The sequence below is a fragment of the Alitabrizicola rongguiensis genome, assembly GCF_021491355.1.
Lineage (GTDB): Bacteria > Pseudomonadota > Alphaproteobacteria > Rhodobacterales > Rhodobacteraceae > Aliitabrizicola > Aliitabrizicola rongguiensis.
The window spans coordinates 434,758-459,982 of the sequence record NZ_JAKENF010000001.1 but is presented as its reverse complement, the minus strand read 5'-3'; the positions used below and the strand labels follow the sequence as shown (position 1 = coordinate 459,982).

The window sequence follows — 25,225 nt, the reverse complement described above, 5'->3', positions numbered from 1 at the left end:
CTAGCGCTAGCCGTTTAACTGAACGTCGCGGCGCTTTGAAGGGCATCAGAGCCGAAGCCGCAATCGCACGAGACCCTCGCCCCCTTCGCCGAGGTCTTCCAACGCAAGATCGGTCCTGCAGGGCAACTCTGCTCGCACTGCCTTGGCGGTTTCCAACAGGACAGAGGTCCCCGGCAAAGTCCTGAAGGCGAAGGGATAGTGCCTCGGCCCGCGGATCGTTCCGACATGTTCGATATGTTCGCGCAGCACATCCTGAACCATGATGCGATCCTCCAGGACAATATTGGCGGGTTGCGCCCCCGGAAAATCGCCTCCGCCCTCGGCGCGGTAGCTGTTGGTGGCGACGACATAGCGCTTGGCCGGCTCGACCCGGTCCTCGCCGAAGCTCAGACCTACGACGCGTTTCCCGCACGATGCAGACAGATCGATCTGGTAATCGACTCCATGGATCACGTCGAAATCCGAGGCATGGATGTCTGGGTTGAGAAGCGGCTGATTGGCTTGGCCCGGGACGACCCTCAGGAAGAACTCGGCCGATTTCTCCAACCAGGCCTTCAGTTCCGTGCCGGTTACGACAACGGCTGCGATCCGGTTGGGATGGATGTAGAGATCGGCAACATTGCGGATGGCCAGGGGGCCGGGCGCGACATTGGTGTAATGTGCGGCGCCGCCGCGTCCGCCGAACTTGAACGGAGCGGCGGCCGAAAGGAGCGGCAGACGCTCGAATGGCGTTCCGCGCAGGGCAGCGGCGACATGGGCCGCCTGAGACTCTGCGATGATCGCAAGGGCGGCATTACCGGGCAGTGCAGCAAGATGGCTGGTCAGCGGCACGTCGGTTCGGCCGACCGGACGGCGAACCTTGAGCCGCGTTGCGCGATGGGCTGCGGCAGAGGCCTTCCGCACGGCCTGAGCTTCGGGCGAAAGACGAAGGTTTCGCGGCCCGACGTGATCGGCGACCCGAAGTGCCGCGGCACAGCCCCGGCTAAGCCAACGGCCATCGTCGTTCTGGCGCAACCTCAGGTCGATTAGCCCGACATGCGAGGCGAAACAGCCGGGCAGGACCATGGGCACGGTGCCCTCACTCAGACTGGGAGTGGCGGGAAAGACGTCATGGCTGTGCCCGGCCACGATCGCATCAAGCCCGTCGAGGGCCGCCACCTGTCCCGCCATGTTCTCGGACCCGGTGGGAGCATTGGTTGACCCGATTCCGGAATGGCAGAGGGCTATCACCAGATCCGCCCCCTCGGCACGCAGGGCGGCGATCGTGACACGAGCCGCGTCGACCATGTCGGTCACCTCGATCCGCCCTTCCAGGTTCCGGCGATCCCAGATCTTCACCTGCGGCGGGATCAGTCCAAACAATCCGATGCGCAGGGGCTGTTGTCGCCCGGACGGAAAGAGCATGTTCCTCTCCAGCAGGATATGCGTACTGGCAACCGGGAGTTCGCCGCCGAGCATGGCGATATTGGCGCAAAGTATTGGAAAGCGGGCGCCGGCAATGGCATGGCGCAACGCCGGAAGCCCGTAGTTGAATTCGTGATTGCCAAGCGCCGCCGCGTCATAGCCAAGCTTGTTCATGGCTGCGACGACAGGATGAAGCCGATCGCGCACCGGCTCTGCAAAGAGGTCGGCCAACGGATTGCCCTGGAGGAAGTCGCCATTGTCGACCAGAAGGCTGTTGCGCACCTGGCGCCGCAACTGCCCGATCAGAGCCGCTGCACCATCGAGCCCGAGGCCTGGCAGAGGCATTTCTGAGCAATAGTCGAAGCCTCGGAGGGTTGCGTGGAGGTCGCTGGTTGCCAGGATACGCAGCTGGATCTCGTTTTCCGTCCGGTTCGAACTCGGCATCTCTTGCACATGGACTGACTATTGCTGCGCCGGGATGGCCCGACGCCTCCTCTGTCTATCCAATACTGCCGATTCTGCCCATCACCGGGATCAGAACTGGCGATGTTTTTTCCCGTCTGGGTTGTATTTGCAACCCGCGCAGCACGCTTGGCTTCTTCGTCCCTTGCCTTGGCGGACACGCCCGGCAAGAAGGGGGGCGGAGGGCGACGATGCGTCTTGCGGAAACGGTGACATTCGGCGGGTCGGATCTGGATCGCGCCGCGGCCTGGCGCGGGGATTCCGGCCGCATCGATGCAGCCTGGGCTCAGGGACGGGTGATTCCGCTCTGGCGGGGAAAGGTGCTTCTTCGGTCTGGCGAAGTGCCCGCTCTGGGCTGGCTTTCTCCCACGCATCCGGTTCTGGCCGATGCCGGATTGCGCATCTTTCTTGGGCTGCATCACGGGCAGGCGTTGTTTGCCGCCGATCTGACCGGCTGGATCCCTCCCGCGAACGAAGCTGCTGTGCAGGCAGGCTTTTTCGATGCCTCGGAACAGCGCCATCCGGCACTTGGCGACGATCACGCCTTTGTCGAACTGCGGGGCGTGATGACCCGGCTGTCGCCGCTCGATGCCGAATGCGCAGCGACAGCGCGGGCGCTTCTGCAATGGCATTCGACGCATGGGTTCTGCGCCGTCTGCGGCGCGGCGTCCACTGCCGCTATGGCGGGGTGGCAGAGAGGCTGCGGTGCCTGCGGGGCAAGCCATTTTCCGCGGACCGATCCGGTGGTCATCATGCTGGTGACGCGGGGCAATCGGCTCTTGCTGGGGCGGTCACCCGGTTGGCCGGAGGGGATGTATTCGCTGATTGCCGAGTTCATCGAGCCGGGCGAGACGATCGAGGCGGCGGTCCGTCGCGAAGTTCTGGAAGAGACCGGGATTCGAACCGGATCGGTGCGCTATCTGGCAAGCCAGCCCTGGCCCTTTCCGGCCTCGCTGATGCTGGGATGTCAGACCGAAGCACTGGAGGAAGAAGTCCGGATCGACCCGACCGAGATCGAAGACGCTCTCTGGGTGAGCCGGGAAGAGATGGTGCGGATCATGGCGGGCGGTCATGACCGGATCAAATCGCCGCGCCGGGGCGCGATCGCGCATTTCCTCATTGCCAACTGGCTGGCCGATCGGCTGGATTGAGATGTCACACATGCAGGCTCGCCGCTCCAGACCATGAAATTCGGAACCAGAACCGATATCGAAGCACCGCAAGGCTTTGTCTTCGCAAACCTCGCGGATTTCGCGGCGTGGGAACGCGCGGGTCTGCGCCGTGGGGTGGAACTGGAACGGACGGACCGCATGCGCCAACCCGGACAGGGCATGGGCTGGAAGGCGAGCTTTCCTTTCCGGGGGCGCCGTCGCACGCTGGCCATACGGGTCGAGGAAATGATCGAACCGCGGAGCCTGGGCCTAAGCGGACTCGGTACGTCCGTCGATGGCCGGCTGCAGGCGGACTTGATCCCGATGGGTCCGCGCCGCACACGCCTTACGGTGCACATTGAGGTGAAGCCGCGCACGCTCGCCGCGCGGCTGTACTTGCAGACGCTGCGGCTAGGGCGCAAGCGGCTTGAGGCAAAGTTTGCCGAGCGTGTCACCCGCATTGGGCTGGAGATCGGAGAAAGGTTCCGTCGCGAGGGATAGGCCGTCGTCAGTCGCGGCTGCGATCGGACGGATAGACGCCGAGGATATTGAGTTGTGTCGTGAAGAAGCGCAGCTCTTCCAACGCCCGTGCAACGGCCGCATCTTCGGGATGCCCTTCGATATCGGCATAGAACTCGGTTGCGGTGAAGGACCCGCCGACCATGTAGCTTTCCAGCTTGGTCATGTTGACGCCGTTGGTCGCAAAACCGCCAAGCGCCTTGTAAAGCGCGGCCGGTATGTTGCGGACACGGAAGGTGAAGGTCGTAATCATCGGTCCGCTGCCACGGCGCGACAGGTCGGGTTCGCGCGCCATGACGAGGAAGCGGGTCGTGTTGTTCGACTGGTCTTCGATGTGGCGGGCGAGGATGTCGAGCCCGTAGATCTCGCCGGCCAACTCCGAGGCAAGCGCAGCTTCGGCCGGTTCGCCCAACCGGGCGACCTCGCGCGCGGCGGCGGCATTGTCGTGCCAGTTCATCGTGGCAAGCCCGTGCTGCTTGATGAAGGTCCGGCACTGGCCGTGCAGGATCGACATGCAGCGTACGCGCTTGACGTCCTCGATCCGCGTGCCCTTCACGGCCAGCAGATTGATATGTACTCGGACGAAGGCCTCGTCGATGATGTGCAGCCCGCTCTGCGGCAGCAGCGTGTGAACGTCCGCCACCCGTCCGTAGGTCGAGTTTTCGACGGCGAGCATCCCCAGATCGACCTCGCCGCGGCGGGTCAGATCGATGACTTCCTCGAAGGTCGGGCAGGGAACTGCCTCCATATCCGGGCGGGATTGGCGGCAGGCCTGATGTGAGTAGGCGCCAGGTTCGCCCTGAAAGGCGATTCTGCCGGTCATTTGCTCCATCGGGACACTCCGTTCGCTTCCTGCCCCGGGAATTGGATGCCATTCGGCAGTTTGGGCAATTCGTCGCGCTACTACACCTTGAAACCTGACAGGGGAAGCAGGTAGATACCGACCGGAACCATCACGGCACGACGGGACGCACCATGTTCGATACGATGACTTTCACCAAGGCCTTCGGTGCCCTCTGCGGGTCGCTGCTCGTCTTTCTTCTGATCGGATGGGCCGGTTCGTCGCTCTACTACATCGGCCCGGGCCATGAGGAAGGTGCGCAAGAGGCCTATGTCATCGACACGGGCGAGGAGGCAGCCTCCACCGGTGAGGATGCTGCGGCTGGCCCGGCCTTCGAGGAACTGTTGGCCTCTGCCGATCCAGCGGCCGGCGAGAAAGTGTTTGCCAAGTGCAAGTCCTGCCACAAGGTCGACGGCACGAACGCGACCGGTCCGCACCTGAACGGTGTCGTGAACCGCGCCACCGCCTCGGTCCCGGACTTTGCCTATTCGGATGCGTTGAAGTCGCACTCGGCCGACACCTGGACCCCGGACCACCTTAACACATTCCTGACCAACCCGAAGGCCTTTGCCCCGGGCACGAAGATGTCCTTCGCCGGTTTGCCGAAGGAACAGGACCGGGCCAATGTCGTCGCGTATCTTGCGACGCTGCCCTGATTGGCACTACCACCGATCAAGAGGCCGCCTTCGGGCGGCCTTTTTCGTTCGCGGGGATCACGCGGCGACACAAGCGCGCGAAACGCCCTTGATCAGCCCGCGGTGCGCATTGAGAAAGTGATAAACCGGACAGGATTGCCCGGGACCCGCAGAATGCGGCGACAGGTAGAGGACCAAGCAGAATGACCCACAGCCACAGCCTTTTCGCGACCGCGATGCACCGCCGGTACTCTGATTGGCGGGGCTGGCTGGCAGCCGGGGCTCTGGTTCTCGCCCTTGGGGCAGGAACGGGCGGGGCGACCGCTCAGACGATCATCACATCGCATGGCATCTCGACCTTCGGCGAGTTGAAGTACCCGGCGGACTTCAAGCATCTCGACTATGTGAACCCGGATGCGCCGAAGGGGGGTGAAATCTCGGAATGGGCCTTTGGCGGCTTTGACTCGATGAATCCCTATTCGGTCAAGGGGCGCGCCGCGGCCCTGTCCTCATCGCTTTACGAAAGCATCCTCGTCTCGCCCTCTGACGAGATCGGATCGTCATACTGCCTTCTCTGCGAAACGATGGAATATCCCGAGGACAGGTCCTGGGTCATCTTCAACCTCCGCCCCGATGTCCGCTTCTCCGACGGAACGCCGATGACGGCTGATGATGTCGTGTTTACGTTCCAGACCTTCCTGCAAAAGGGACTGACTGATTTCCGGACCATTTTCGCGCAGCAGATAGAGGGTGCGGAGGTTCTTGGCCCGCACCGCGTGAAGTTCACCTTCAAGACGGGTGTCCCAACCCGCGACCTTCCCGCCGATGTTGGCGGCCTGCCGATCCTGTCGAAGGCCGATTATGTGGCCAACAAGCGGGATCTCGAGGAATCGAGCCTGCAACCTTTCCTTGGAACCGGGCCCTACATCCTCGACAGCATGGATGTCGGCAAGACGATCACCTACCGGCGCAACCCGAATTACTGGGGAGAGAAACAGCCTTTCAATGTCGGACAGAACAACTTCGACCGGATCCGCATCGAATACTACGCCGACTATAATTCCGCTTTCGAAGGCTTCAAGGCCGGGAACTACACCTTCCGGAACGAAGCATCGTCGATCCAGTGGGCGACGGGATACGATTTCCCTGCGGTTCAATCGGGCGACGTGATCAAGGTCGAGCTTCCCGATGGCAACAAGGCCAATGGCCAGGCTTTCCTGTTCAACCTGCGGCGCGCAAAGTTCCAGGACCCAAAGGTTCGCGAGGCGATTGGCCTGATGTTCAACTTCGAATGGTCGAACGCGACACTTTTCTACGACCTTTATGCACGGATCAATTCAGTCTGGGAAAACAGCTGGCTTGCAGCCGAGGGGGCGCCCAGTCCGGAAGAGGTTGCGATCCTGAAACCGCTGGTGGACCAGAAGCTCCTGCCGGAAAGCATCCTGACCCAGCCCGCTGTGATGGCCCCGGTATCCGGTGCGCGGCAGCTGGACCGCGAGAACCTGCGCAAGGCCTCCGACCTTCTGGATGATGCGGGTTGGCTTGTCGGCCCCGACGGGATGCGGCGCAACGAAAAGGGTGAAACTCTGGCGGTCGAGATCCTGAACGACAGCCAGACCTTCGACCGGGTCATCAATCCTTTCGTCGAGAACCTGCGCAAGCTGGGCGTGGACGCGAAGATGACCCATGTCGACGATGCGCAGATGGAGTCGCGGACGCGCCCGCCCGTCTATGACTTCGACCTCATCGTCGGCAATGCCCGCAGCAACTATATCTCGGGATCTGAGCTCAAGCAGTATTACGGCTCGCAGACTGCCGATGTGTCCTCGTTCAACGTGATGGGGCTGAAGGACAAGGCCGTGGATCAGCTGATCGACGTGGTGCTTGCCGCCAAGACCAATGATGAGTTGACCGTTGCCACCAAGGCGCTCGACCGGGTGTTGCGCAACATCCGTTTCTGGATTCCGCAGTGGTACAAGGACAAGCACACCGTCGCCTATTACAACATGTATGAACATCCCGAGAAGCTACCCCCATATGCACTGGGCGAACTGAGCATCTGGTGGTACAACCCCGAAAAGGCCGCCGCGCTCAAGGCGTCGGGCGCGCTGAGGTAAGCCTGCAAGAAGAACAAGGCGGGCAAGGCAGGGAACGGGGCAGTAGGGCATATGGGTGCCTATATCCTGAGGCGGTTGCTGCTGATGATTCCGACGCTGTTCGGGATCATGGTCATCAACTTCACGCTCACCCAGTTCGTCCCTGGCGGCCCGATCGAACAGGTCCTTGCCCGGCTTGAGGGCAGTGGTGACACCTTCCAGAACATCGCGGGCGGTGGGGATGCCGGCGGCGGGATCGAGGATGCCGGCGCGTCCGATCCGCAATACATCGGGTCCCGTGGCCTGCCGCCCGAGTTCATCAAGAGCCTCGAGAAGCAGTTCGGCTTCGACAAGCCGCCTCTGGAGCGGTTTCTCGACATGATGTGGAACTACGCCCATTTCGATTTCGGGCAGAGCTATTTCCGCTCGATCTCGGTCGTCGATCTGGTGCTCGAGAAGATGCCCGTCTCGATCACCATCGGGCTTTGGTCGACGCTGATCGCCTATCTCGTCTCGATCCCCCTCGGCATCCGCAAGGCCGTGCGCGACGGCACGCCCTTCGACACCTGGACCAGCGGCGCGATCATCGTGGGCTACGCGATCCCCGGCTTCCTGTTCGCGATCCTGCTTCTCGTGCTGTTCGCCGGCGGGTCTTACTGGAAGATCTTTCCGCTGCGCGGCCTAACCTCAGAAAACTGGGACGAGTTGAGCCTGATCGGCAAGGTCGGCGACTATTTCTGGCACATCACCCTGCCGGTCATCGCGTCGACCATCTCGGCCTTTGCCACGCTCACGCTTCTGACCAAGAACAGTTTCCTCGACGAGATCAAGAAGCAATACGTGATGACTGCCCGCGCCAAGGGCCTCTCGGAATCGCGCGTGCTCTACGGGCACGTCTTCCGCAACGCCATGCTGATCGTGATCGCGGGCTTTCCGGCCGTCTTCGTCGGCGTGTTCTTCGGCGGCTCGCTCATCATCGAGACGATCTTCTCTCTCGACGGTCTGGGGAGGCTCGGGTTCGAGGCCGTGGTGGCGCGCGATTATCCGGTGATCTTCGGCACGCTCTTCATGTTTTCGCTGATCGGCCTTGTCATGGGGCTGGTGTCGGACCTGATGTATGTCTGGATCGACCCCCGGATCGACTTCGAGCGGCGGGGCTAGGGCATGGTGCTTTCCCCCCTGAACCAGCGCCGCTGGCGGAACTTCCGCGCCAACCGTCGTGCCTTCTGGTCGCTCATCGTCTTCTCGATCCTGTTCGGCTTGTCGCTGTTTGCCGAGCTTCTGGCGAACGACAAGCCGATCGTTGTCAGCTATCGCGGCAGTCTCTATTTCCCGATCTTCAAGATGTACCCCGAGACAGCCTTCGGCGGCGACTTCAAGACCGAGGCCGTCTATCGCGACATCGAGGTGCAGTGCCTCATCATCGCGGCCGGGTCGGAAACCTGCTTCGACGATCCGGAAGCCACCATCGCTTCGGCTCGCGACAGCGGGACGGTGGATGGCGAGACAGTCGAGACGGGCTGGATCGTATGGCCGCTGATCCCCTACAGCTTCAACACCGTGAACGACATTCAGGGGGCCGCGCCTTCGCCGCCTGACGCGCAGCACTGGCTTGGCACCGATGACACGGCGCGCGACGTTCTGGCGCGAGTGATATATGGCTTCCGGCTGTCGATCCTCTATGCCCTTGTCGTAACCTTCCTCACCTCGATGACCGGGGTCGCAGCGGGGGCGGTGCAGGGCTATTTCGGCGGTCTGACCGACCTGATCTTCCAGCGGGTGATCGAGATCTGGGGGGCGATTCCGGCGCTGTACGTCATCATCATCGTGGCCGCGATCGTCCCGATGAACTTCTGGCTGCTTGTCCTGCTCATGCTCTTGTTCAACTGGATGAGCCTTGCCGGCCTTGTCCGGGCCGAATTCCTGCGGGCGCGAAACTTCGAATATGTCCGGGCGGCGCGCGCGCTCGGCGTGCGGGACCGTACGATCATCTTCCGCCATGTGCTGCCAAACGCGATGGTCGCGACGCTGACCATGCTGCCCTTCCTCGTCACCGGCAATATCGCGGGGCTTGCGGCGCTCGACTTCCTCGGCTTCGGCCTTCCGGCCTCGATGCCGTCGCTTGGCGAGCTTACGCTGCAGGCCAAGCAGAACCTTCAGGCGCCTTGGCTGGGCTTCACTGCCTTCTTCACCTTCGCCATCATGCTGAGCCTTCTGGTCTTCATCTTCGAAGGGGTGCGCGACGCCTTCGATCCACGGAAGACCTTCCGATGAGCCATTCGTCAGTTCTCCAAGTTGAAGACCTTCGCATCGGCTTCCATCAGGACGGAAGGGTGATCGAGGCCGTGCGCGGCGTCTCCTTCACCGTGGGGCGGGGCGAAACGGTAGCGCTGGTCGGCGAAAGCGGATCGGGAAAGTCCGTCACGGCGCTGTCCACGGTGTCGCTGCTGCCAGACAGCGCGATCATCCGGGGATCCGTCCGTTACTCCGGAGAGGAATTGCTGAACTTGCCCGAAGCCAAGCTGCGCAAGGTGCGAGGCAACGACATCAGCTTCATCTTCCAGGAGCCGATGACCAGCCTGAACCCGCTGCACACGATCGAGCGGCAGATCGGCGAAAGCCTTGCACTGCACCAGGGATTGAAGGGCGAGGCGGCGCGCGCGCGGACGTTGGAACTTCTGGAAAAGGTCGGCATCCGCGACGCCGAAACGCGCCTTGACGCCTATCCGCACCAGCTGTCCGGCGGACAGCGGCAGCGGGTGATGATCGCGATGGCGCTGGCAAACGGCCCGGAACTGTTGATCGCCGATGAGCCCACGACGGCGCTTGACGTGACGATCCAGGCGCAGATCCTCGAATTGCTGGCAGAGCTCAAGGTCCGCGAGGGTCTGTCGATGCTGTTCATCACCCACGACTTGGGCGTCGTGCGCCGAATCGCCGACCGGGTCTGCGTCATGCAGAATGGCGAGATCGTCGAGCAGGGGCCGGCGGCCGAGATCTTTGCGGATCCGAAACACCCCTACACGCAGAAGCTTCTGGCCGCGGAACCGAAGGGCCGCCCTGATCCGGTTCCAGCTGGCGCGCCGGAGATCGTGCGCACCGAACACCTGAGGGTCTGGTTCCCGATCCATGCCGGTTTCCTGCGCCGCACTGTAGGCTATGTGAAGGCGGTGAATGATGCGTCGCTGTCGGTCCGCTCGCACGAGACGCTCGGTATCGTCGGGGAAAGTGGGTCCGGCAAGACGACGCTGGCGCTTGCGATCCTGCGGCTGATCCCTTCGACCGGGCCCGTGGTGTTCATGGGGCGCGACCTTCAGGCCGAGACCAAGGCCGGTTTGCGCGACCTGCGACGCGATCTGCAGATCGTGTTCCAGGACCCGTTCGGCAGCCTGAGCCCGCGGATGACGGTCGAGCAGATCATCGCCGAGGGTCTTGGCGTTCATGGCGTCGAACCAGGGCGCGACCGGCGGCAGATGGTCGCCGAGATCATGGCCGAGGTCGGGCTCGACCCCGCCGCGATGGGGCGGTATCCGCATGAATTCTCGGGCGGCCAGCGCCAGCGTATCGCGATCGCCCGCGCCATGATCCTGCGGCCTAAGCTTGTCGTACTGGACGAGCCGACTTCGGCACTCGACATGACAGTGCAAGTGCAGATCGTCGAACTTCTGCGCTCGCTCCAGCGCAAGTGGGGTATGGCTTATCTTTTCATCAGCCATGACCTGCGCGTCGTGCGGGCTATGGCGCACAAGGTAATTGTCATGCAGAACGGCGATGTGGTCGAGGCGGGCGAAGGGCAGCAGGTGTTTGAGGCGCCCAGGGCCGAATACACGCAGCGACTTCTGAGCGCGGCCTTCGGGCCGATCGTTCCGGCTTCGGATGGCTGACAGGGGCAAGGCGGTGAAAATCCTTTTCATCCACCAGAACTTCCCCGGCCAGTTTCTTCATCTTGCGCCCGAGCTTGCGCGGCGTGGCCACGACTGCCTCGTGCTGACCGATGCGGTGAACAACCGCCCCGCCGGAATTCCCTTTGTCAAGTATCGCTACACCCCCCCGCCCGTCGATCCGAAAGAGACCCGGCTGGGACGCAACTACACGACAATGTCGGACCGGGGCGTGGCGGTCGCGCGGGCGGCCCGGACGCTGCGGGATGAAAGAGGCTACGAGCCCGACCTGATCCTGGGTCACTCGGGCTGGGGCGAGACGCTGTTCCTCAAGGAAATCTGGCCCAGGGCACGGCTGGTCATCTATGCCGAGTTCTATTACCGCGGGCAGGGCCTGGACATGGGTTTCGATCCCGAGTTCGCCGCGACCAGTCTGGACGGGTTGATGATCGCCCAAAGCCGTGCTGCGCATCTTGGTCAGGCGCTTGTTCATGCCGATGCCGGCATCGCGCCGACCGAATGGCAAGCGTCCACCTTTCCGCCGGTGCTGCGGCAGATGTTGACCGTGCTGCATGACGGTATCGACACCGATCTTGTGCGACCCGATCCGAATGCGCGGTTGGAGTTGCCGCATGGCCGTGTCCTGACCGCCACGGACGAAGTTGTCAGCTTCGTTAACCGCAATCTCGAACCCTATCGTGGCTGGCACGTCTTCGCCCGAGCCTTGCCCGAGGTCCTGCGGGCGCGCCCCGAGGCGCAGGTGGTCATCGTCGGTGGCGACGGCGTTAGCTACGGCCAGCCTCCTGCGGATGGTGGCAGCTGGAAGGACGCTCTGTTGCGGGAGGTGGGGCCCGGCCTTGACCTTGCGCGTGTCCATTTCCTCGGGCGCGTGCCGCACGACTCCTTTGTCCGGCTGATGCAGGTGACGCGCGTCCATGCCTATCTGACCTATCCCTTCGTCCTGTCGTGGTCGCTGCTCGAGGCGATGTCGGCGGGCGCGTTGGTTATCGGATCGAAAACCCCGCCGGTGGAAGAGGTGATCCGTGATGGTGTCAACGGAGTGCTGGTCGACTTCTTCGACACCGCCGCCTGGTCAGCCGCTCTCATCGCGGCCTTGAGCGAACCCGACCGGTATCGCGCCATCCAGGCGGCAGCGAGGAGCAGCGTTGTCGAACGATATGATCTGCGTCGTCGGTGCCTTCCGCGGCTCGTGTCCTATATCGAGGCGCAAGGGGCAGTTCCGCCCGTCCGGTGACCCTTCTGCTTCAGACCGCGGCGCTGTGCAGTGCCTTGGACTGGTCGTAGGCGTCGAAGGCGCGGGCAATCATGCGGGTGAGCGGCCTCCCTTCGGGGGTGATGACAGCCCCTCCCGCCGTCACGCGGAAGAACGGATCAAACGCCTGCGCCGCCGCCGAAAACAGCTCGTCCAAGCGGGCGGTCGTCGTATCGAAGTCACGCAGCAACTCGCTCCGGCTCACCGCGAAGTCGCACATCAGTGCTTCGATGATGCGGGCGCGCAGCAGATCCTCGCCGGCAAAGACATGCCCGCGATGGGTCGAAAACAGTCCTGCCCGGATCGCCTTGGTATGGTCGGCCGTGCCGCTGGCGTTCTGGGCATAGCCCTGCGGGAAGCGCGAGATCGACGAGGCGCCGATCCCGATCAGCACGGGAGCTGTGTCGTCAGTATAGCCCTGGAAGTTCCGGCGCAGCCGACCCGAGGCCTGAGCGATGGCAAGTCCGTCATCCGGTCGCGCGAAATGGTCGATGCCGATTTCGCGGTAGCCGTCCCAGCTGAATAGCTGGCGCGCGGTCTCGAACAACGCCAGCCGCTCTTCCGGTGTGGGCATGGCGTCCGAAGGGATCATCTGCTGGCGGCGCGACATCCACGGCACATGGGCGTAACCGTAAAGCGCCACACGGTCGGGAGAGAGAGAAAGAAGCTTCTGCACTGAATCCGCGATTCTCTGCGGCGTCTGGTGCGGCAGCCCGTAGAGGATGTCGCAATTCAGGCTGCTGACGCCACGGGCGCGGATCATTTCGCTGACCTTGCGGGTCAGTTCATACCCCTGAACCCGGCCGATCGTCTTCTGGATCTCGTCATCGAAATCCTGAACCCCGATCGAGGCGCGGTTCATTCCAGCTGCGGCCAGTGCGTCGAGCCGGGCATCGTCGACCTCGTTGGGGTCGATTTCGACAGAGAATTCGCCCCCCTTCGCCATAGGCGCGACATCGAAGATCGTCCCCGCCAGTTCCGCGATCAGCGGAGCAGGGATGAGAGTGGGCGTACCGCCGCCCCAATGCAGTCGCTGGAGTGTGACCCCAAGGGCTAGACGGGACTTGAGAAGCTGAAGCTCGGCCTTCAGCGTCTCGACATAAGCAATGACCGGATCATCGCTACGTGTGCCCTGGGTACGGCACGCACAGAACCAGCACAGGCGGCGACAAAACGGCACATGCAGATAAAGGGAGATGGACGATCCCGGCGGAATCGCCGAAACCCAATCGGAAAACAGGCCATGACCCACCGTTCCGCCGAAATGTGGAGCGGTAGGATAGCTCGTGTACCGTGGCACACGCGCATCGAATAGCCCGAGACGGGCGAGTTGCGAGTTGAGTGTCATTGGCTTAGTTTCGGGTGATCTGCGCGAGATCGCCTTGACGCAGATCAAGCTGGACAGGTGGAATGGTAGCGCACGACTTGGTCTTTCATCATCAGCAGTGCCACGATTGCCCGATCCGGCATCGTGCAGTCTGCGCACGTTGCGAGACCGACGAACTCGCCCGACTCGAGAAGATCAAGTACTATCGCAGCTTCCAGGCAGGGCAGACGGTGATCTGGTCCGGCGACAAGATGGATTTCGTCGCCTCGGTGGTCAGCGGAATCGCCACGCTGACGCAGACGATGGAGGATGGCCGTCGGCAGATGGTGGGCATGCTGCTGCCATCGGACTTCGTCGGTCGGCCCGGCCGGTCCAATGCAGCATATGATGTCACAGCAACGACCGATCTTGTGATGTGCTGCTTCCGGAAGAAGCCGTTCGAGGACATGATGCTCGAAACGCCGCATATCGGGCAAAGATTGCTCGAGATGACGCTGGACGAACTTGATGCGGCGCGGGAATGGATGCTGCTTCTGGGGCGCAAGACGGCGCGTGAGAAGATCGCGAGCCTGATGGCCATCATCGCGCGTCGTGACGCCGCGCTCAGGGCGACTGACGGACAGGGACCGCTTGTCTTCGACCTGCCCCTGACCCGCGAAGAGATGGCCGATTATCTTGGCCTGACGCTCGAGACGGTAAGCCGTCAGATCTCCGCCCTGAAGCGCGACGGCGTGATCCACCTGGAAGGCAAGCGCCATATCGTCGTTCCTGACATGGACCGCCTGCTGGAAGAGGCGGGCGACGACAGCGACGGCGGCTTTCTGGTCTAAAGGTCGACCTCGGCCGGCGGCTTTGCCGCATCAGGTCTCCCATCGTCATTCTTGCGCAGCGCAAGTCGGGACATCGACAGGCCGGCCGCGAGCACAGCGAAGAAAGACCCGAGAAAGAGCGCCAGGCTGGCGCCCTCGAGACCGAACTGCCCCATCAGCAGCGCAACCAGCGCCGCGCCAAGCGATTGGCCGGTCAGGCGTGCCGTCCCGAGCATCCCGCTGGCCGCCCCGCTGCGCCACATGGGCGCGGATTCGAGCATCACGCGGTTGTTGGGCGACTGGAACAGGCCGAACCCTGCGCCGCACAGCGCCATGCGCCAGGCAATATCCCACACCGCTGCGTCCTTGCTCATCAAGCTGAGTGCCAGGAGACCGGCCGCCAATGCTGCCAACCCCAGACCGCCAAGGATCGCCGGGGGGAAGCGGCCGGACAACCGGCCCGCAATTGGTGCGACCACGGCAATCGCCAGCGGCCAGGGCATCATCAGGAGCCCGACCACCGAGGGGCTATGACCCATCACGTTCTGCAGCAGGAACGGCAGCGACACGAAGGCCAGAAGCTGGGCGGTAAACGAGACGATCGAGGTCGTGACCGAAAGGGAAAAGACCGGGATCCTGAGAAGGTCGACGGGCAGCATCGGGCTAGCCACGCCCCGTTCGCGCAACAGAAGTAGTCCAAAGGCAAGGACGCTGCCCATCAGCTGTGTCAGCGCCAGCCAGGCGGGCAGATCGTTCCCGATGCCGTCGATCGCCGTGATCGCAAGGCCAAGGCCTGCTGCGCTCAGGATCGCACTGATCCAGTCGAACCGCCGTGGCACATGGAGGCTTTCGGGAAGGCTCGGCCAGCCAATGAGCAATGTGAGAATGCCGAGCGGTATGTTGATCGCAAACAGCCAATGCCAAGTTGTGACCGACAGGATGGCCCCCGCCACGACGGGGCCTACCGTAGCTGCGATCGCAACGATCATGGCGTTCAATCCGATGGCCGCGCCCAGGTTTTCGCGAGCAACCGTGTAACGAAGGATCGACATGTTGATCGCCATCAGGCCCGAGGCGCCAAGCCCCTGGATGACACGCGCGGCCGTCAATTGACCAAGCGACCCTGCGAACACACAACCCACTGACGCAACGGTAAAAAGCGCGATCCCGCCAAGGTAGACCGTGCGGTAGCCGTAGATGTCTGCCAGCGCCGCGAGGGGCAGCAGAGTCATCACGATGGCCAGAAGGTAGCCGTTCACGATCCAGATCGATGACGCAGGATCAGCTGAGAAATGCCGGGCAATGCTCGGCAGGGCGACGTTGGCGATAGTCCCGTCAAGAACGGCCAGCATCAAGCCAAGAATGATCGCGACCCAGGCAGCATAGCGGCGGGGGGCGGGCAGACCCTTGCCGGCTGAGCAGGCTTCCGCCACCGCGCGCCGCCGATCGGGATCGGGGAAATAGAGCTGTCTCAGACCGGTCATGTCGTTCCGAAATGCCTTGAGCCTATGCGCAGACAAGCCGGCAGTTCCGCTGGCCCGTCTGCGGCTCAAGCGGTATGGGCTTCGGTTGGCACAGACAAGACTGGCGCGCGAAAATCATGTATGCGCGACATGCATTTTGCGTCAGGTGCGGCGCCCGGGTCCGGATGCCGCTACAGACCGGACCCGACCGTCAGGTCAATGCGCCAGAAAAACCGGCACAGCCGCGTTTTCCAGCATGTCCCGAGTTGCCCCGCCAAGGATCGCCTCGCGCAGCCGGGAATGCCCGTAGGCGCCCATGACCACGAGATCGGCATTCACGTCGCGGACCTGCTGAGCGAGCACGTCAGAGACGCGGGGCGCGGTCTTCGCCAGGACCGAGACCTCGGCCTTGACGCCGTGGCGCACAAGCATCTGGCAAAGCATCCCGCCCGGGTCGGACCGCTCGGGGCTGCTGGCCGGCGGTTCGATGACGGTGATGTTCACCACATCGGCCTGCTTGAGCCAGGGCAGGGCGCGGCGCACCGCTGCCATTGCCTCGCGCCCTTCATTCCAGGCCACGACGATTCGTTTGCCGATGCGGCCATTGATGCCGGTATCGGGCACGACCAGTACAGGTGCCTGACCTTCGAACAGCGCGGCTTCAAGCACCCCTTCACTCTCGGGGCCGCGGGCCTTGCCATAGGGGCGCGGCAGCACCACCAGATCGGCAAATCGTGCCTTCAGCTCAACAAGCGGTCCCAGACCGCCAAGTTGTGCAACCGCCGCTTCGGCGCCCCACCGAACATCCTGACGGCCCAGATAGGCGCGGGCAGCTTTGTCGAGTACGGCGGCATCTGCTTCCGCCCGTTCGATCGAAACCTCGATCAGGGCCGGCGCACTACCAAGATAGGCATAGCCCACCTGAGTCCGGTCGATGCCAAGCGAGAGGACGTCGACATGAGCATCCTCCTGCGCTGCGATCGCAGTTGCGGCCGAAAGCGCGGCGTCAACCAAAGCCGGATCGGTCAAAACCGACAGGATCGACTTGTAGGCCATATTGGTGCTCCGTTCTCATTCTGGACTGCGCCACAGTAGCGCAACTCCGAGTGTCTTCCTTGACATTGATCAACGCCAAGACACGAACTCTTGATATGGATCAATGCGGGGTCAACACGAGGCCCCCAAAAGCCGCAGTGTCGAAAAAGCCGCCTGCCGACGCCCGAATCGGACTGGGCAATGACGAAGGGACGCAACATGTGGGACTATGTAAAACTGGTCGTGTTGGGGCTCGTGGCCATCTTGGCCGCAGTGGCCGCCAACTACGCCCATGACCTGCCCTATCTTGTGAACATGCTCGTGGTGATGATCGCCGCGATGATAACGTTCATATGGGTGCTGCGCCGGACCGACGAGGTACGCCTCGTTGACGTTTCGGCCAATTATAACGACGGCGTTGTCCGTGCCGGGGTGATCGCCACCGCCTTCTGGGGTGTTGTCGGTTTCCTGGTCGGCGTGGTTATCGCCTTCCAGCTTGCCTTCCCGCAGCTGAACTTCGTCTGGGCTGAAGGTATCCTGAACTTCGGCCGGCTGCGTCCGCTGCACACCTCGGCGGTGATCTTTGCCTTTGGCGGCAACGCGCTGATCATGAGCGCGTTCTACATCGTCCAACGCACCTGCGCAACGCGGCTCTGGGGCGGGAACCTCGGCTGGTTCGTGTTCTGGGGCTGGCAGTTGATGATCGTGCTGGCGGCGACGTCCTATGTCCTCGGGGGGACGCAGGGCAAGGAATATGCCGAAACCGTCTGGTACATCGACCTCTGGATCGTGGTGGTCTGGGTTGCCTTCCTGGCGGTGTTCATGGGCACGCTGATGACGCGCAAGGAACCCCACATCTACGTGGCGAACTGGTTCCTGCTGTCGATGATCATCACGGTCGCGATGCTCCATGTCGTCAACAACATGGCCATCCCGGTGTCGATCTTCTCGTCCAAGTCTGTCTCGCTCTTCTCGGGCGTGCAGGATGCAATGACGCAGTGGTGGTATGGCCACAACGCGGTGGGCTTCTTCCTGACCGCAGGCTTCCTTGGCATGATGTACTACTTTGTGCCGAAGCAGGCCGAACGCCCCGTCTACAGCTACAAGCTGTCGATCATCCACTTCTGGGCGCTGATCTTCCTCTACATCTGGGCTGGTCCGCACCACCTGCACTACACCGCGCTGCCTGACTGGGCGCAGACCCTTGGCATGGTGTTCTCGGTGATGCTGTGGATGCCCTCGTGGGGCGGCATGATCAACGGCCTGATGACGCTGTCCGGCGCCTGGGACAAGCTGCGCACCGACCCGGTCATCCGGATGATGGTGGTCTCCGTCGGCTTCTACGGCATGTCGACCTTCGAAGGCCCGATGATGTCGATCAAGTCGGTGAACTCGCTGTCGCACTACACCGACTGGACCATTGGCCACGTGCATTCGGGTGCTCTTGGCTGGAACGGCATGATCACCTTCGGCGCGCTCTACTTCCTGACGCCGCGCCTTTGGAACCGTGAACGGCTCTACAGCCTGAGCCTCGTCAGCTGGCACTTCTGGCTCGCGACCATCGGGATCGTGCTCTACGCCTCGTCGATGTGGGTCGCCGGCATCATGCAGGGCCTGATGTGGCGCGAAGTCGACGCCAACGGTTTCCTCGTGAACGCCTTCGCCGACACCGTCGCCGCGATGCACCCGATGTATGTGGTGCGGGCCCTTGGCGGGACGCTGTTCCTGCTCGGCGCGCTCATCATGTGCTATAACCTGTGGAAGACCGTGACGTCTGTCTCCGAGAAATCGGTGGCGCCGGCGGCCGTTCCTGCTGAGTGAAGGAGGGAACGACCATGGCATTCCTGGACAAACACAAGGCCATCGAGACACATGCAACGCTCCTTCTGGTGCTGAGCTTCCTCGTGGTCACCATCGGCGGCCTGGTGCAGATCGTGCCGCTCTTCTACCTGCAGAACACGATCGAAAACGTCGAGGGCGTGCGGCCCTACTCGCCGCTCGAACTCGCCGGGCGTGAGATCTACATCCGCGAGGGCTGCTACGTCTGCCACAGCCAGATGATCCGCCCGATGCGCGACGAGGTCGAACGCTATGGCCACTACTCGCTGGCGGCGGAGTCGCAGTATGACCACCCGTTCCAGTGGGGGTCCAAACGCACGGGGCCGGATCTGGCCCGCGTGGGTGGCAAGTACTCGAACCTCTGGCATGTCGAGCACCTGACCAACCCCGAGGCTGTGGTGCCGGAATCGGTGATGCCGAAATACGGCTTCCTTCTCGACCGGCCGCTGGATGGCAAATACATCCTCGACTCGATGAAGGCGAACAGCTTGGTCGGCGTGCCTTACTCCGAGGAGATGCTGGCAAACGCGCAAGCAGACTTCAAGGCGCAGGCGGATCCAGATGCCGATACCACCGACCTTATGGCCCGCTATCCGAAGGCGGTCGTGGCCAACTTCGACGGCCAGCCGGGGGTAAGCGAGATGGATGCGCTGGTGGCCTATCTGCAAGTGCTCGGCACGATGGTCGACTTCTCGACCTACACGCCTGACCCGACCCGGTGAGGCTGCAGATGGAGACCTACAGCACACTCAGGCATTTCGCCGACAGCTGGATGCTCCTGTTCATGGTCCTGTTCTTCCTCGGGGTGATCGTCTGGATCTTTCGTCCGGGCGCCCGGGTTCAGCAGCAGGACGCAGCAAGCAGCATCTTCAGGCATGAAGACAGACCCATCCCGGCCGCCCATGCGGCCGGAACAGGGCGGATCGAACACCGCGCGGGCCGCGGCACGGCGAAGGAATCAGTGAAATGAGCGCCAAGCAGACAAACCGCAAACCGGGTGAAGTCGAAACCACCGGCCACTCGTGGGACGGGATCGAGGAACTCAACAATCCCCTGCCGAAATGGTGGTTGTACATCTTCTACATCACGATCGTCTTCGCGATCGGCTACACGATCCTCTACCCGGCATGGCCGATGATGACGCGGGCCACCGCTGGCATCTGGGGGTATTCTTCGCGAGCCGCACTCGAGGCGGACATGCAGCGGTTCAACGAACAGCAGCAGCCGATGCGCGAAAAGCTGATGGCGACGCCGCTGGACCAGGTCCAGAACGACCCGGAACTGCTCCAGTTCGCGAAGGATGCGGGCGCGGCCGTGTTCCGCACCAACTGCGCCCAGTGTCATGGTTCGGGTGCTGGTGGCGTGCAGGCCGGGGGTTTCCCCAACCTGCTCGACAACGACTGGCTCTGGGGCGGAACGCTGGATGACATCGTGTACACGGTCACCCACGGCATTCGTAACGCCGACGATGCCGATGCGCGCTATTCGCAGATGCCGGCCTTCGGCAAGGACGGGCTGCTGACGCCCGAACAGATCGGTGCGGTGGTGCAGTATGTGATGTCTCTGACGAATGCGGCCACGGATCCCGGCCTCGTGGAAGAAGGCAAACAGGTCTTTGTCGAGAACTGCGCGGCCTGCCATGGCGAGGATGGCAAGGGTGACCGGGCGCAGGGTGCGCCGAATCTGACCGACGCGATCTGGCTGTACGGTGGCGACCAGGCGACGCTGACCAATACGGTCGTCAACGCGCGCTTCGGCGTCATGCCGTCGTGGTCGCTGAGGGGCATGTCCGAGTCGGATATCCGTGCCGTTGCGGTCTATGTCCACGGTCTGGGCGGCGGCGAATAGGCACTTCCCCGGCTTACCCCGGGGCAGGGCACCGGCATCCTATCCTGTTCGCGCGTTTCCGGGATGTCGGTGCTTTCTCTAGGAGGCCCGGGCGATCAAACCGCCCGGGCCTTTTCTTTCCCGTAGGCTGGGTCGAAATCCGGTCGCCAGGGCGGGGGTGCGACCATCCGACATCGGGCGGCGGTCGCCCTGTGAGGCTAAATCACTTCGTGCAGGTCGAGACCTGCCCCCGAGTCCTCTGGAGACCGGGTTTGAGATGACGCAGGATCAACATGCATCTCCAATCTTTCATTTTGATGCAGGTCAAGGCAGCCTTGTCCGAAAGCGCTGATACCCCGAACGATCCCGCCCGCGCAGGAGTCCGTCCGTGAGCCATCAAGACAGCCCAACCGATGCCCTTTACGCCGCCCGCGAGCCGGTCTTCCCGCGGCGCGTAAAGGGGCAGTTCCGGACGCTGAAGTGGTGGATCCTGGGGATCACGCTCGGCATCTATTACATTACTCCGTGGATCCGATGGGACAGGGGGCCAAATTTGCCGGATCAGGCGGTACTGCTCGATCTTGCGAACCGGCGCTTCTTCTTCTTCATGATCGAGATATGGCCGCACGAATTCTATTTCGTGGCGGGCCTGCTCATCATGGCGGGTCTTGGGCTTTTCCTGTTCACATCCGCCTTCGGTCGGGTGTGGTGCGGCTATGCCTGCCCGCAAACTGTCTGGACAGATTTGTACATCCTCGTTGAGCGCTGGATCGAAGGCGACCGAAACGCGCGCTTGCGCCTTTTCCGGCAGAAATGGGATCTCGAGAAGGCCCGGAAGCGTCTCTTGAAATGGACAGTGTGGCTGCTGATCGGTCTGGCGACGGGGGGGGCGTGGGTCTTCTATTTCGCCGATGCCCCCACACTCCTGCGCGACCTTGTGACCGGTCAGGCCCACCCCGTCGCCTACTCGACGATGCTTGTCCTGACGCTGACCACTTTCTTCTTCGGTGGCTTCGCGCGCGAGCAGATCTGCATCTATGCCTGCCCTTGGCCGCGCATCCAGGCCGCCATGATGGACGAAGAGACCATCACGGTTGCCTATCGTGAATGGCGCGGCGAACCGCGCGGCAAACTCAAGGCTGGGCAGCACGATCCCTCGCAGGGCGACTGCATCGACTGCATGGCCTGCGTGAACGTCTGCCCGATGGGCATCGACATCCGCAATGGTCAGCAGCTCGCCTGCATCACCTGCGCGCTGTGCATCGACGCCTGCAACGACGTGATGGACAAGATCGGCAAGCCGCGCGGCCTGATCGGCTATCTGGCGCTCACCGACGAGAAGGCCGAGCGGGCTGGCGTCCCAGAGAAGTCTGTCTGGCGTCACGTCTTCCGCCCGCGGACGATCCTATACACGACGCTTTGGTCGGCGGTTGGCGTTGGCCTGCTGGTCGCGTTGTTCATGCGCTCGCCCATCGACATCAATGTGTCGCCGATCCGAAACCCGCTGTTCGTCATCATGTCCGACGGCGCGATCCGCAACACCTACGAAGTCCGGCTGCGCAACAAGGAAGGCGAGGCGCGGACCTTTTCGGTGCGGCTCGAATCCGATGATCCCTTCATGCTTTCGCTTGAAGGCAGCCCGAATGACCAGGTGACGGTCCCGGCAAACGAGACGAAGACCCAGAGGGTTTACGTCATCGCGGCACCCAGCAGCGAGGCTGCGACCGAAAAACGAACCGACATCCGGCTTTGGGTCGAGGATGTCGAGTCTGGCAAGAAGGTGTATCATGACACGATCTTCAACGGGAATGCGCACTGACATGGCCGAACCTGCGGGCACGATCACCGGGCGGAAGGTCCTGGCCATCGCCATCGCCTTCTTCGGGGTCATCATCGGCGTGAACTTCTGGCTGGCTTACAGTGCCGTTTCGACCTTTCCGGGGCTTGAGGTCGAGAACTCCTATGTCGCAAGCCAGAACTGGGACAAGGAACGCGCTGCGCAGGCGGCCCTTGGCTGGACGCTGAAGCCCGAATACGACGCTGATCGCGAGCAACTGCGCCTGACCTTCACCGATCGGGATGGCCTGCCTGCTCGCATCACTGATATCGCGGTTCTTGTTGGCAGACCGACCGAGGCGAAGGACGACCAGAGGCCGTCCATGCGGCGCGAGCAGGGGACTTTCGTCGCGCCGGTGAAGCTGGCGCCGGGTAAATGGATGCTGCATGTCGAAGCGAGGGCCGCTGACGGGACGATGTTCCGCCAGCGCATCGATCTCTACGTCAAGGTCCCGGCATGACAGCCCTTCCGCGCATCGATACGGCTTCCCCGGCTGCCTGCGGTGCTTGCGTCGCAGCACCGGAACTTGCCAGCCGGGTCGCAGCTGGGGTCCATTCCGATGCTCGGATCATGCTTTCGCTTCCGACATCGCATTGCGCAGCCTGCATCTCGACCGTCGAGGGCGGCCTTTCGAAGGTCCCCGGCGTGAAGTCCGCGCGCATGAACCTGACGATGAAGCGCGTCAGCGTGGCTGCCGATCCGGATGTCACACCGGATCAGCTGATCGGAGTACTGGCGGGTCTGGGCTACGAGGCTCACGAGCTTGATCCGGGCCTGCTTTCCGCGACCGAGACAGACCGGCAGGGCCGCGAACTCCTGATGCGGCTGGGCGTGGCGTTCTTCTCGATGATGAACGTGATGCTTCTTTCGGTCGCGGTCTGGTCCGGCGCGGCCGATGCCACCCGGGACATGTTCCACTGGATTTCGGCAGCCATAGCCATTCCGACCGTGATCTTCTGTGGCCAGCCTTTCTTCAAGAATGCCTGGGCGAGCCTCAGGGCGCGCCGGCTTGGCATGGATGTGCCGATCTCGCTTGCCATCATCCTGGCCTCTTCGATCTCGCTCTACGAGACCATCCATTCCGGCCATCACGCCTATTTCGACGCGGCTGTGATGCTGACCTTCTTCCTGCTGGCAGGGCGTTATCTTGACCACCGGACCCGGGCGGTCGCCCGGTCGGCGGCCGAGGAACTCGCCGCGCTGGAAGTGCCCCGTGCGATCCGCATCCTTGACGGGCAGGAAGTCGTGACGTCGATTTCCGACCTGGCAGCGGGCGACGTTGTTCTGGTGCGCCCGGGCGGCCGTATGCCGGTCGACGGCGTGGTGATCGCTGGTACGAGCGAAGTTGATCGGTCGCTTCTGACCGGGGAAAGCCTGCCGGTCTATGCCGGCCCCGAAACCAAGGTCTGCGCGGGCGAGGTCAATCTGACCGGTCCGCTGACGCTGCGCGTCACGGCGGCGGGCAAGGACTCCTCGCTTCATCGGATGGCCGATCTGGTCGCCGTCGCCGAAAACGCCAAGACCCGATATACCTCGCTCGCCGATCGTGCGGCCAAACTGTACTCGCCATCGGTTCACCTGCTTTCGTTCGCGGCCTTCTGCACCTGGATGTGGATCACCGGCGGCGATGTGCGCTTTGCCATCAACATCTCGGCGGCCGTTCTGATCATCACCTGCCCCTGTGCGCTCGGCCTTGCCGTGCCTGCGGTGGTGACCGCAGCCAGCGGAAAGCTGTTCCGCAAGGGCTTACTCATCAAGCACGGCACGGCGCTGGAACGCATGGCCGAGGTCGATACCGTGGTTTTCGACAAGACCGGCACGCTGACCCTTGGCGCGCCGCAGCCCACCAACCTGACTGAACTTCCGGCCGAGGCGCTGGCCGTTGCCGCGGCGCTCGCGGGCGCTTCCTCGCATCCGCTGGCGCAGGCGCTGGTCTCGGCAATCCGGAGCAAAGGCATCGCAACGGCTGCGGTTGCCGAACTGCGTGAGGTTCCGGGCTATGGCGTCGAGGGTCAGTGGCAGGGACGCATCGTGCGGCTGGGCCGGGACGCATGGGTTGGGGCAGAGCCCTTTGATGTCACGGCGACCCATTTGTTGCTCGGGGACGGACGGGTACAGTCCATCACCTTCTCCGATACGATCCGGCCCGGGGCGGAAGCAGCCATCGCTTCGCTCAAGGCACAGGGCGCAAGGGTGCTGCTGATCTCGGGCGATGCCGAAGGTGCCGTTGCCGATCTGGCGTCGCGGCTCGACATTGCGGATTGGACGGCCGGCGCGCTCCCTGCCGAGAAGGCCGCCCGCGTGGCAGAGCTTTCGGCCGAGGGCGCGAAAGTGCTGATGGTCGGTGACGGGCTGAATGACACGGCGGCGCTTGCTGCCGCGCACGTCTCGATCTCGCCGGCATCGGCGCTTGATGCGGCACGTGTCGCCTCGGACATCGTCTTGCTCGGACAGGACATGGCCCCGATCGGTGACGCGCTCAGGATATCGAGGCAATCGGCCCGTCGGATCAAGGAGAACTTCGCGATCTCCTTCCTCTACAACATCGTCGCCGTGCCGATCGCGCTTGTCGGCCTCGCCACGCCGCTGGCGGCGGCACTGGCCATGTCGCTGTCCTCGATCACGGTTTCGCTCAACGCATTGAGGCTGAAATAGATGGCGATCCTCGGCATTCTCATCCCGGTTTCGTTGTTCATGGGAGGCATCGGTCTGGTCGCCTTCATCTGGGCGATGCGGAACCGGCAGTTCGACGACCCGCAGGGGGATGCCAACCGGATCCTGACGACCGACTGGGACGACCGTCCGAAGCCATAACGGCAGGGGCCC

At 63.0% G+C, this 25,225-nt stretch carries 22 protein-coding genes; 17 read left to right on the top strand and 5 right to left on the bottom strand.

Annotated elements, in window-relative coordinates; all coding sequences use genetic code 11:
- Positions 1-45: 45 nt before the first annotated feature.
- Positions 46-1,848: a 5'-nucleotidase C-terminal domain-containing protein gene (locus L0V05_RS02235; protein ID WP_234868064.1), complete on the bottom strand. Its 1,803-nt coding sequence runs from the start codon at positions 1,846-1,848 to the stop codon at positions 46-48.
- 209 nt (positions 1,849-2,057) lie between these two features.
- Between L0V05_RS02235 and nudC the strand changes: the two genes are divergently transcribed.
- The gene (gene nudC, locus L0V05_RS02230) at positions 2,058-3,017 is read left to right on the top strand and encodes an NAD(+) diphosphatase (protein WP_234868062.1); all 960 of its coding nucleotides are present in this window, start codon (positions 2,058-2,060) and stop codon (positions 3,015-3,017) included.
- A gap of 33 nt (positions 3,018-3,050) precedes the next feature.
- Positions 3,051-3,518, top strand: a complete 468-nt coding sequence (locus L0V05_RS02225; RefSeq protein ID WP_234868060.1) for an SRPBCC family protein — start codon at positions 3,051-3,053, stop codon at positions 3,516-3,518.
- A 7-nt stretch (positions 3,519-3,525) separates the two neighbouring features.
- Here the strand turns inward: L0V05_RS02225 and L0V05_RS02220 are convergent, their stop codons facing one another.
- Entirely contained in the window at positions 3,526-4,359 is an 834-nt protein-coding gene (locus L0V05_RS02220; RefSeq protein WP_234868058.1) for a prephenate dehydratase, read from the bottom strand.
- 152 nt (positions 4,360-4,511) lie between these two features.
- Here L0V05_RS02220 and L0V05_RS02215 point away from each other — a divergent pair, with 152 nt between their 5' ends.
- The 6 genes from L0V05_RS02215 to L0V05_RS02190 all read left to right on the top strand — a co-directional run bounded on the left by L0V05_RS02215 (position 4,512) and on the right by L0V05_RS02190 (position 12,244).
- A complete protein-coding gene (locus tag L0V05_RS02215; protein WP_234868056.1) occupies positions 4,512-5,033 on the top strand; it encodes a c-type cytochrome in 522 nt (173 codons plus the stop codon).
- A 182-nt stretch (positions 5,034-5,215) separates the two neighbouring features.
- Positions 5,216-7,129: an extracellular solute-binding protein gene (locus tag L0V05_RS02210; RefSeq protein ID WP_234868053.1), complete on the top strand. Its 1,914-nt coding sequence runs from the start codon at positions 5,216-5,218 to the stop codon at positions 7,127-7,129.
- Positions 7,130-7,180: 51 nt separating this feature from the next.
- Positions 7,181-8,269 carry a microcin C ABC transporter permease YejB gene (locus L0V05_RS02205; protein ID WP_234868051.1) on the top strand — a complete coding sequence of 363 codons (1,089 nt, stop codon included), beginning with the start codon at positions 7,181-7,183 and terminating at the stop codon, positions 8,267-8,269.
- 3 nt (positions 8,270-8,272) lie between these two features.
- Complete coding sequence (locus L0V05_RS02200) at positions 8,273-9,382, top strand: ABC transporter permease (RefSeq protein WP_234868049.1); 1,110 nt, start codon at positions 8,273-8,275, stop codon at positions 9,380-9,382.
- Positions 9,379-10,992, top strand: coding sequence for an ABC transporter ATP-binding protein (locus L0V05_RS02195; RefSeq protein WP_234868047.1), 1,614 nt, complete (start codon positions 9,379-9,381; stop codon positions 10,990-10,992). Before L0V05_RS02200 ends, L0V05_RS02195 begins: the two co-directional genes overlap by 4 nt.
- A 13-nt stretch (positions 10,993-11,005) precedes the next feature.
- Positions 11,006-12,244, top strand: coding sequence for a glycosyltransferase family 4 protein (locus L0V05_RS02190; protein ID WP_234868044.1), 1,239 nt, complete (start codon positions 11,006-11,008; stop codon positions 12,242-12,244).
- A 10-nt stretch (positions 12,245-12,254) separates the two neighbouring features.
- Here L0V05_RS02190 and hemN read toward each other — a convergent pair whose 3' ends face one another.
- A complete protein-coding gene (gene hemN, locus L0V05_RS02185; protein WP_234868043.1) occupies positions 12,255-13,610 on the bottom strand; it encodes an oxygen-independent coproporphyrinogen III oxidase in 1,356 nt (451 codons plus the stop codon).
- 62 nt (positions 13,611-13,672) lie between these two features.
- Between hemN and fnrL the strand changes: the two genes are divergently transcribed.
- Positions 13,673-14,419, top strand: a complete 747-nt coding sequence (fnrL, locus tag L0V05_RS02180) for a transcriptional regulator FnrL (RefSeq protein WP_234868041.1) — start codon at positions 13,673-13,675, stop codon at positions 14,417-14,419.
- Here the strand turns inward: fnrL and L0V05_RS02175 are convergent.
- Positions 14,416-15,882, bottom strand: a complete 1,467-nt coding sequence (locus tag L0V05_RS02175) for an MFS transporter (RefSeq protein ID WP_234868038.1) — start codon at positions 15,880-15,882, stop codon at positions 14,416-14,418. The genes fnrL and L0V05_RS02175 overlap by 4 nt on opposite strands.
- A gap of 195 nt (positions 15,883-16,077) precedes the next feature.
- Complete coding sequence (locus L0V05_RS02170) at positions 16,078-16,917, bottom strand: universal stress protein (RefSeq protein WP_234868036.1); 840 nt, start codon at positions 16,915-16,917, stop codon at positions 16,078-16,080.
- A gap of 198 nt (positions 16,918-17,115) precedes the next feature.
- On the opposite strand from L0V05_RS02170, the gene ccoN reads away from it, so the two are divergent.
- The 8 genes from ccoN to ccoS all read left to right on the top strand — a co-directional run bounded on the left by ccoN (position 17,116) and on the right by ccoS (position 25,213).
- Positions 17,116-18,717 (top strand): cytochrome-c oxidase, cbb3-type subunit I, encoded by a 1,602-nt coding sequence (gene ccoN, locus L0V05_RS02165; protein WP_234869175.1) that lies wholly within the window; start codon positions 17,116-17,118, stop codon positions 18,715-18,717.
- Positions 18,718-18,731: 14 nt separating this feature from the next.
- Entirely contained in the window at positions 18,732-19,457 is a 726-nt protein-coding gene (gene ccoO, locus L0V05_RS02160) for a cytochrome-c oxidase, cbb3-type subunit II (protein WP_234868034.1), read from the top strand.
- 8 nt (positions 19,458-19,465) lie between these two features.
- Positions 19,466-19,705 (top strand): cbb3-type cytochrome c oxidase subunit 3, encoded by a 240-nt coding sequence (locus tag L0V05_RS02155; protein ID WP_234868032.1) that lies wholly within the window; start codon positions 19,466-19,468, stop codon positions 19,703-19,705.
- The gene (gene ccoP / locus L0V05_RS02150; RefSeq protein WP_234868029.1) at positions 19,702-20,583 is read left to right on the top strand and encodes a cytochrome-c oxidase, cbb3-type subunit III; all 882 of its coding nucleotides are present in this window, start codon (positions 19,702-19,704) and stop codon (positions 20,581-20,583) included. The genes L0V05_RS02155 and ccoP overlap by 4 nt, the downstream gene beginning before the upstream one ends.
- A gap of 367 nt (positions 20,584-20,950) precedes the next feature.
- Complete coding sequence (gene ccoG, locus L0V05_RS02145; RefSeq protein WP_234868027.1) at positions 20,951-22,381, top strand: cytochrome c oxidase accessory protein CcoG; 1,431 nt, start codon at positions 20,951-20,953, stop codon at positions 22,379-22,381.
- Between the two features lies 1 nt (position 22,382).
- Positions 22,383-22,859: a FixH family protein gene (locus L0V05_RS02140; RefSeq protein WP_234868024.1), complete on the top strand. Its 477-nt coding sequence runs from the start codon at positions 22,383-22,385 to the stop codon at positions 22,857-22,859.
- The gene (locus tag L0V05_RS02135) at positions 22,856-25,054 is read left to right on the top strand and encodes a heavy metal translocating P-type ATPase (protein ID WP_406565945.1); all 2,199 of its coding nucleotides are present in this window, start codon (positions 22,856-22,858) and stop codon (positions 25,052-25,054) included. The genes L0V05_RS02140 and L0V05_RS02135 overlap by 4 nt, the downstream gene beginning before the upstream one ends.
- Positions 25,055-25,213, top strand: coding sequence for a cbb3-type cytochrome oxidase assembly protein CcoS (gene ccoS / locus L0V05_RS02130; RefSeq protein ID WP_234868018.1), 159 nt, complete (start codon positions 25,055-25,057; stop codon positions 25,211-25,213). It abuts the gene before it with no gap.
- The last annotated feature ends 12 nt before the right edge of the window (positions 25,214-25,225 follow it).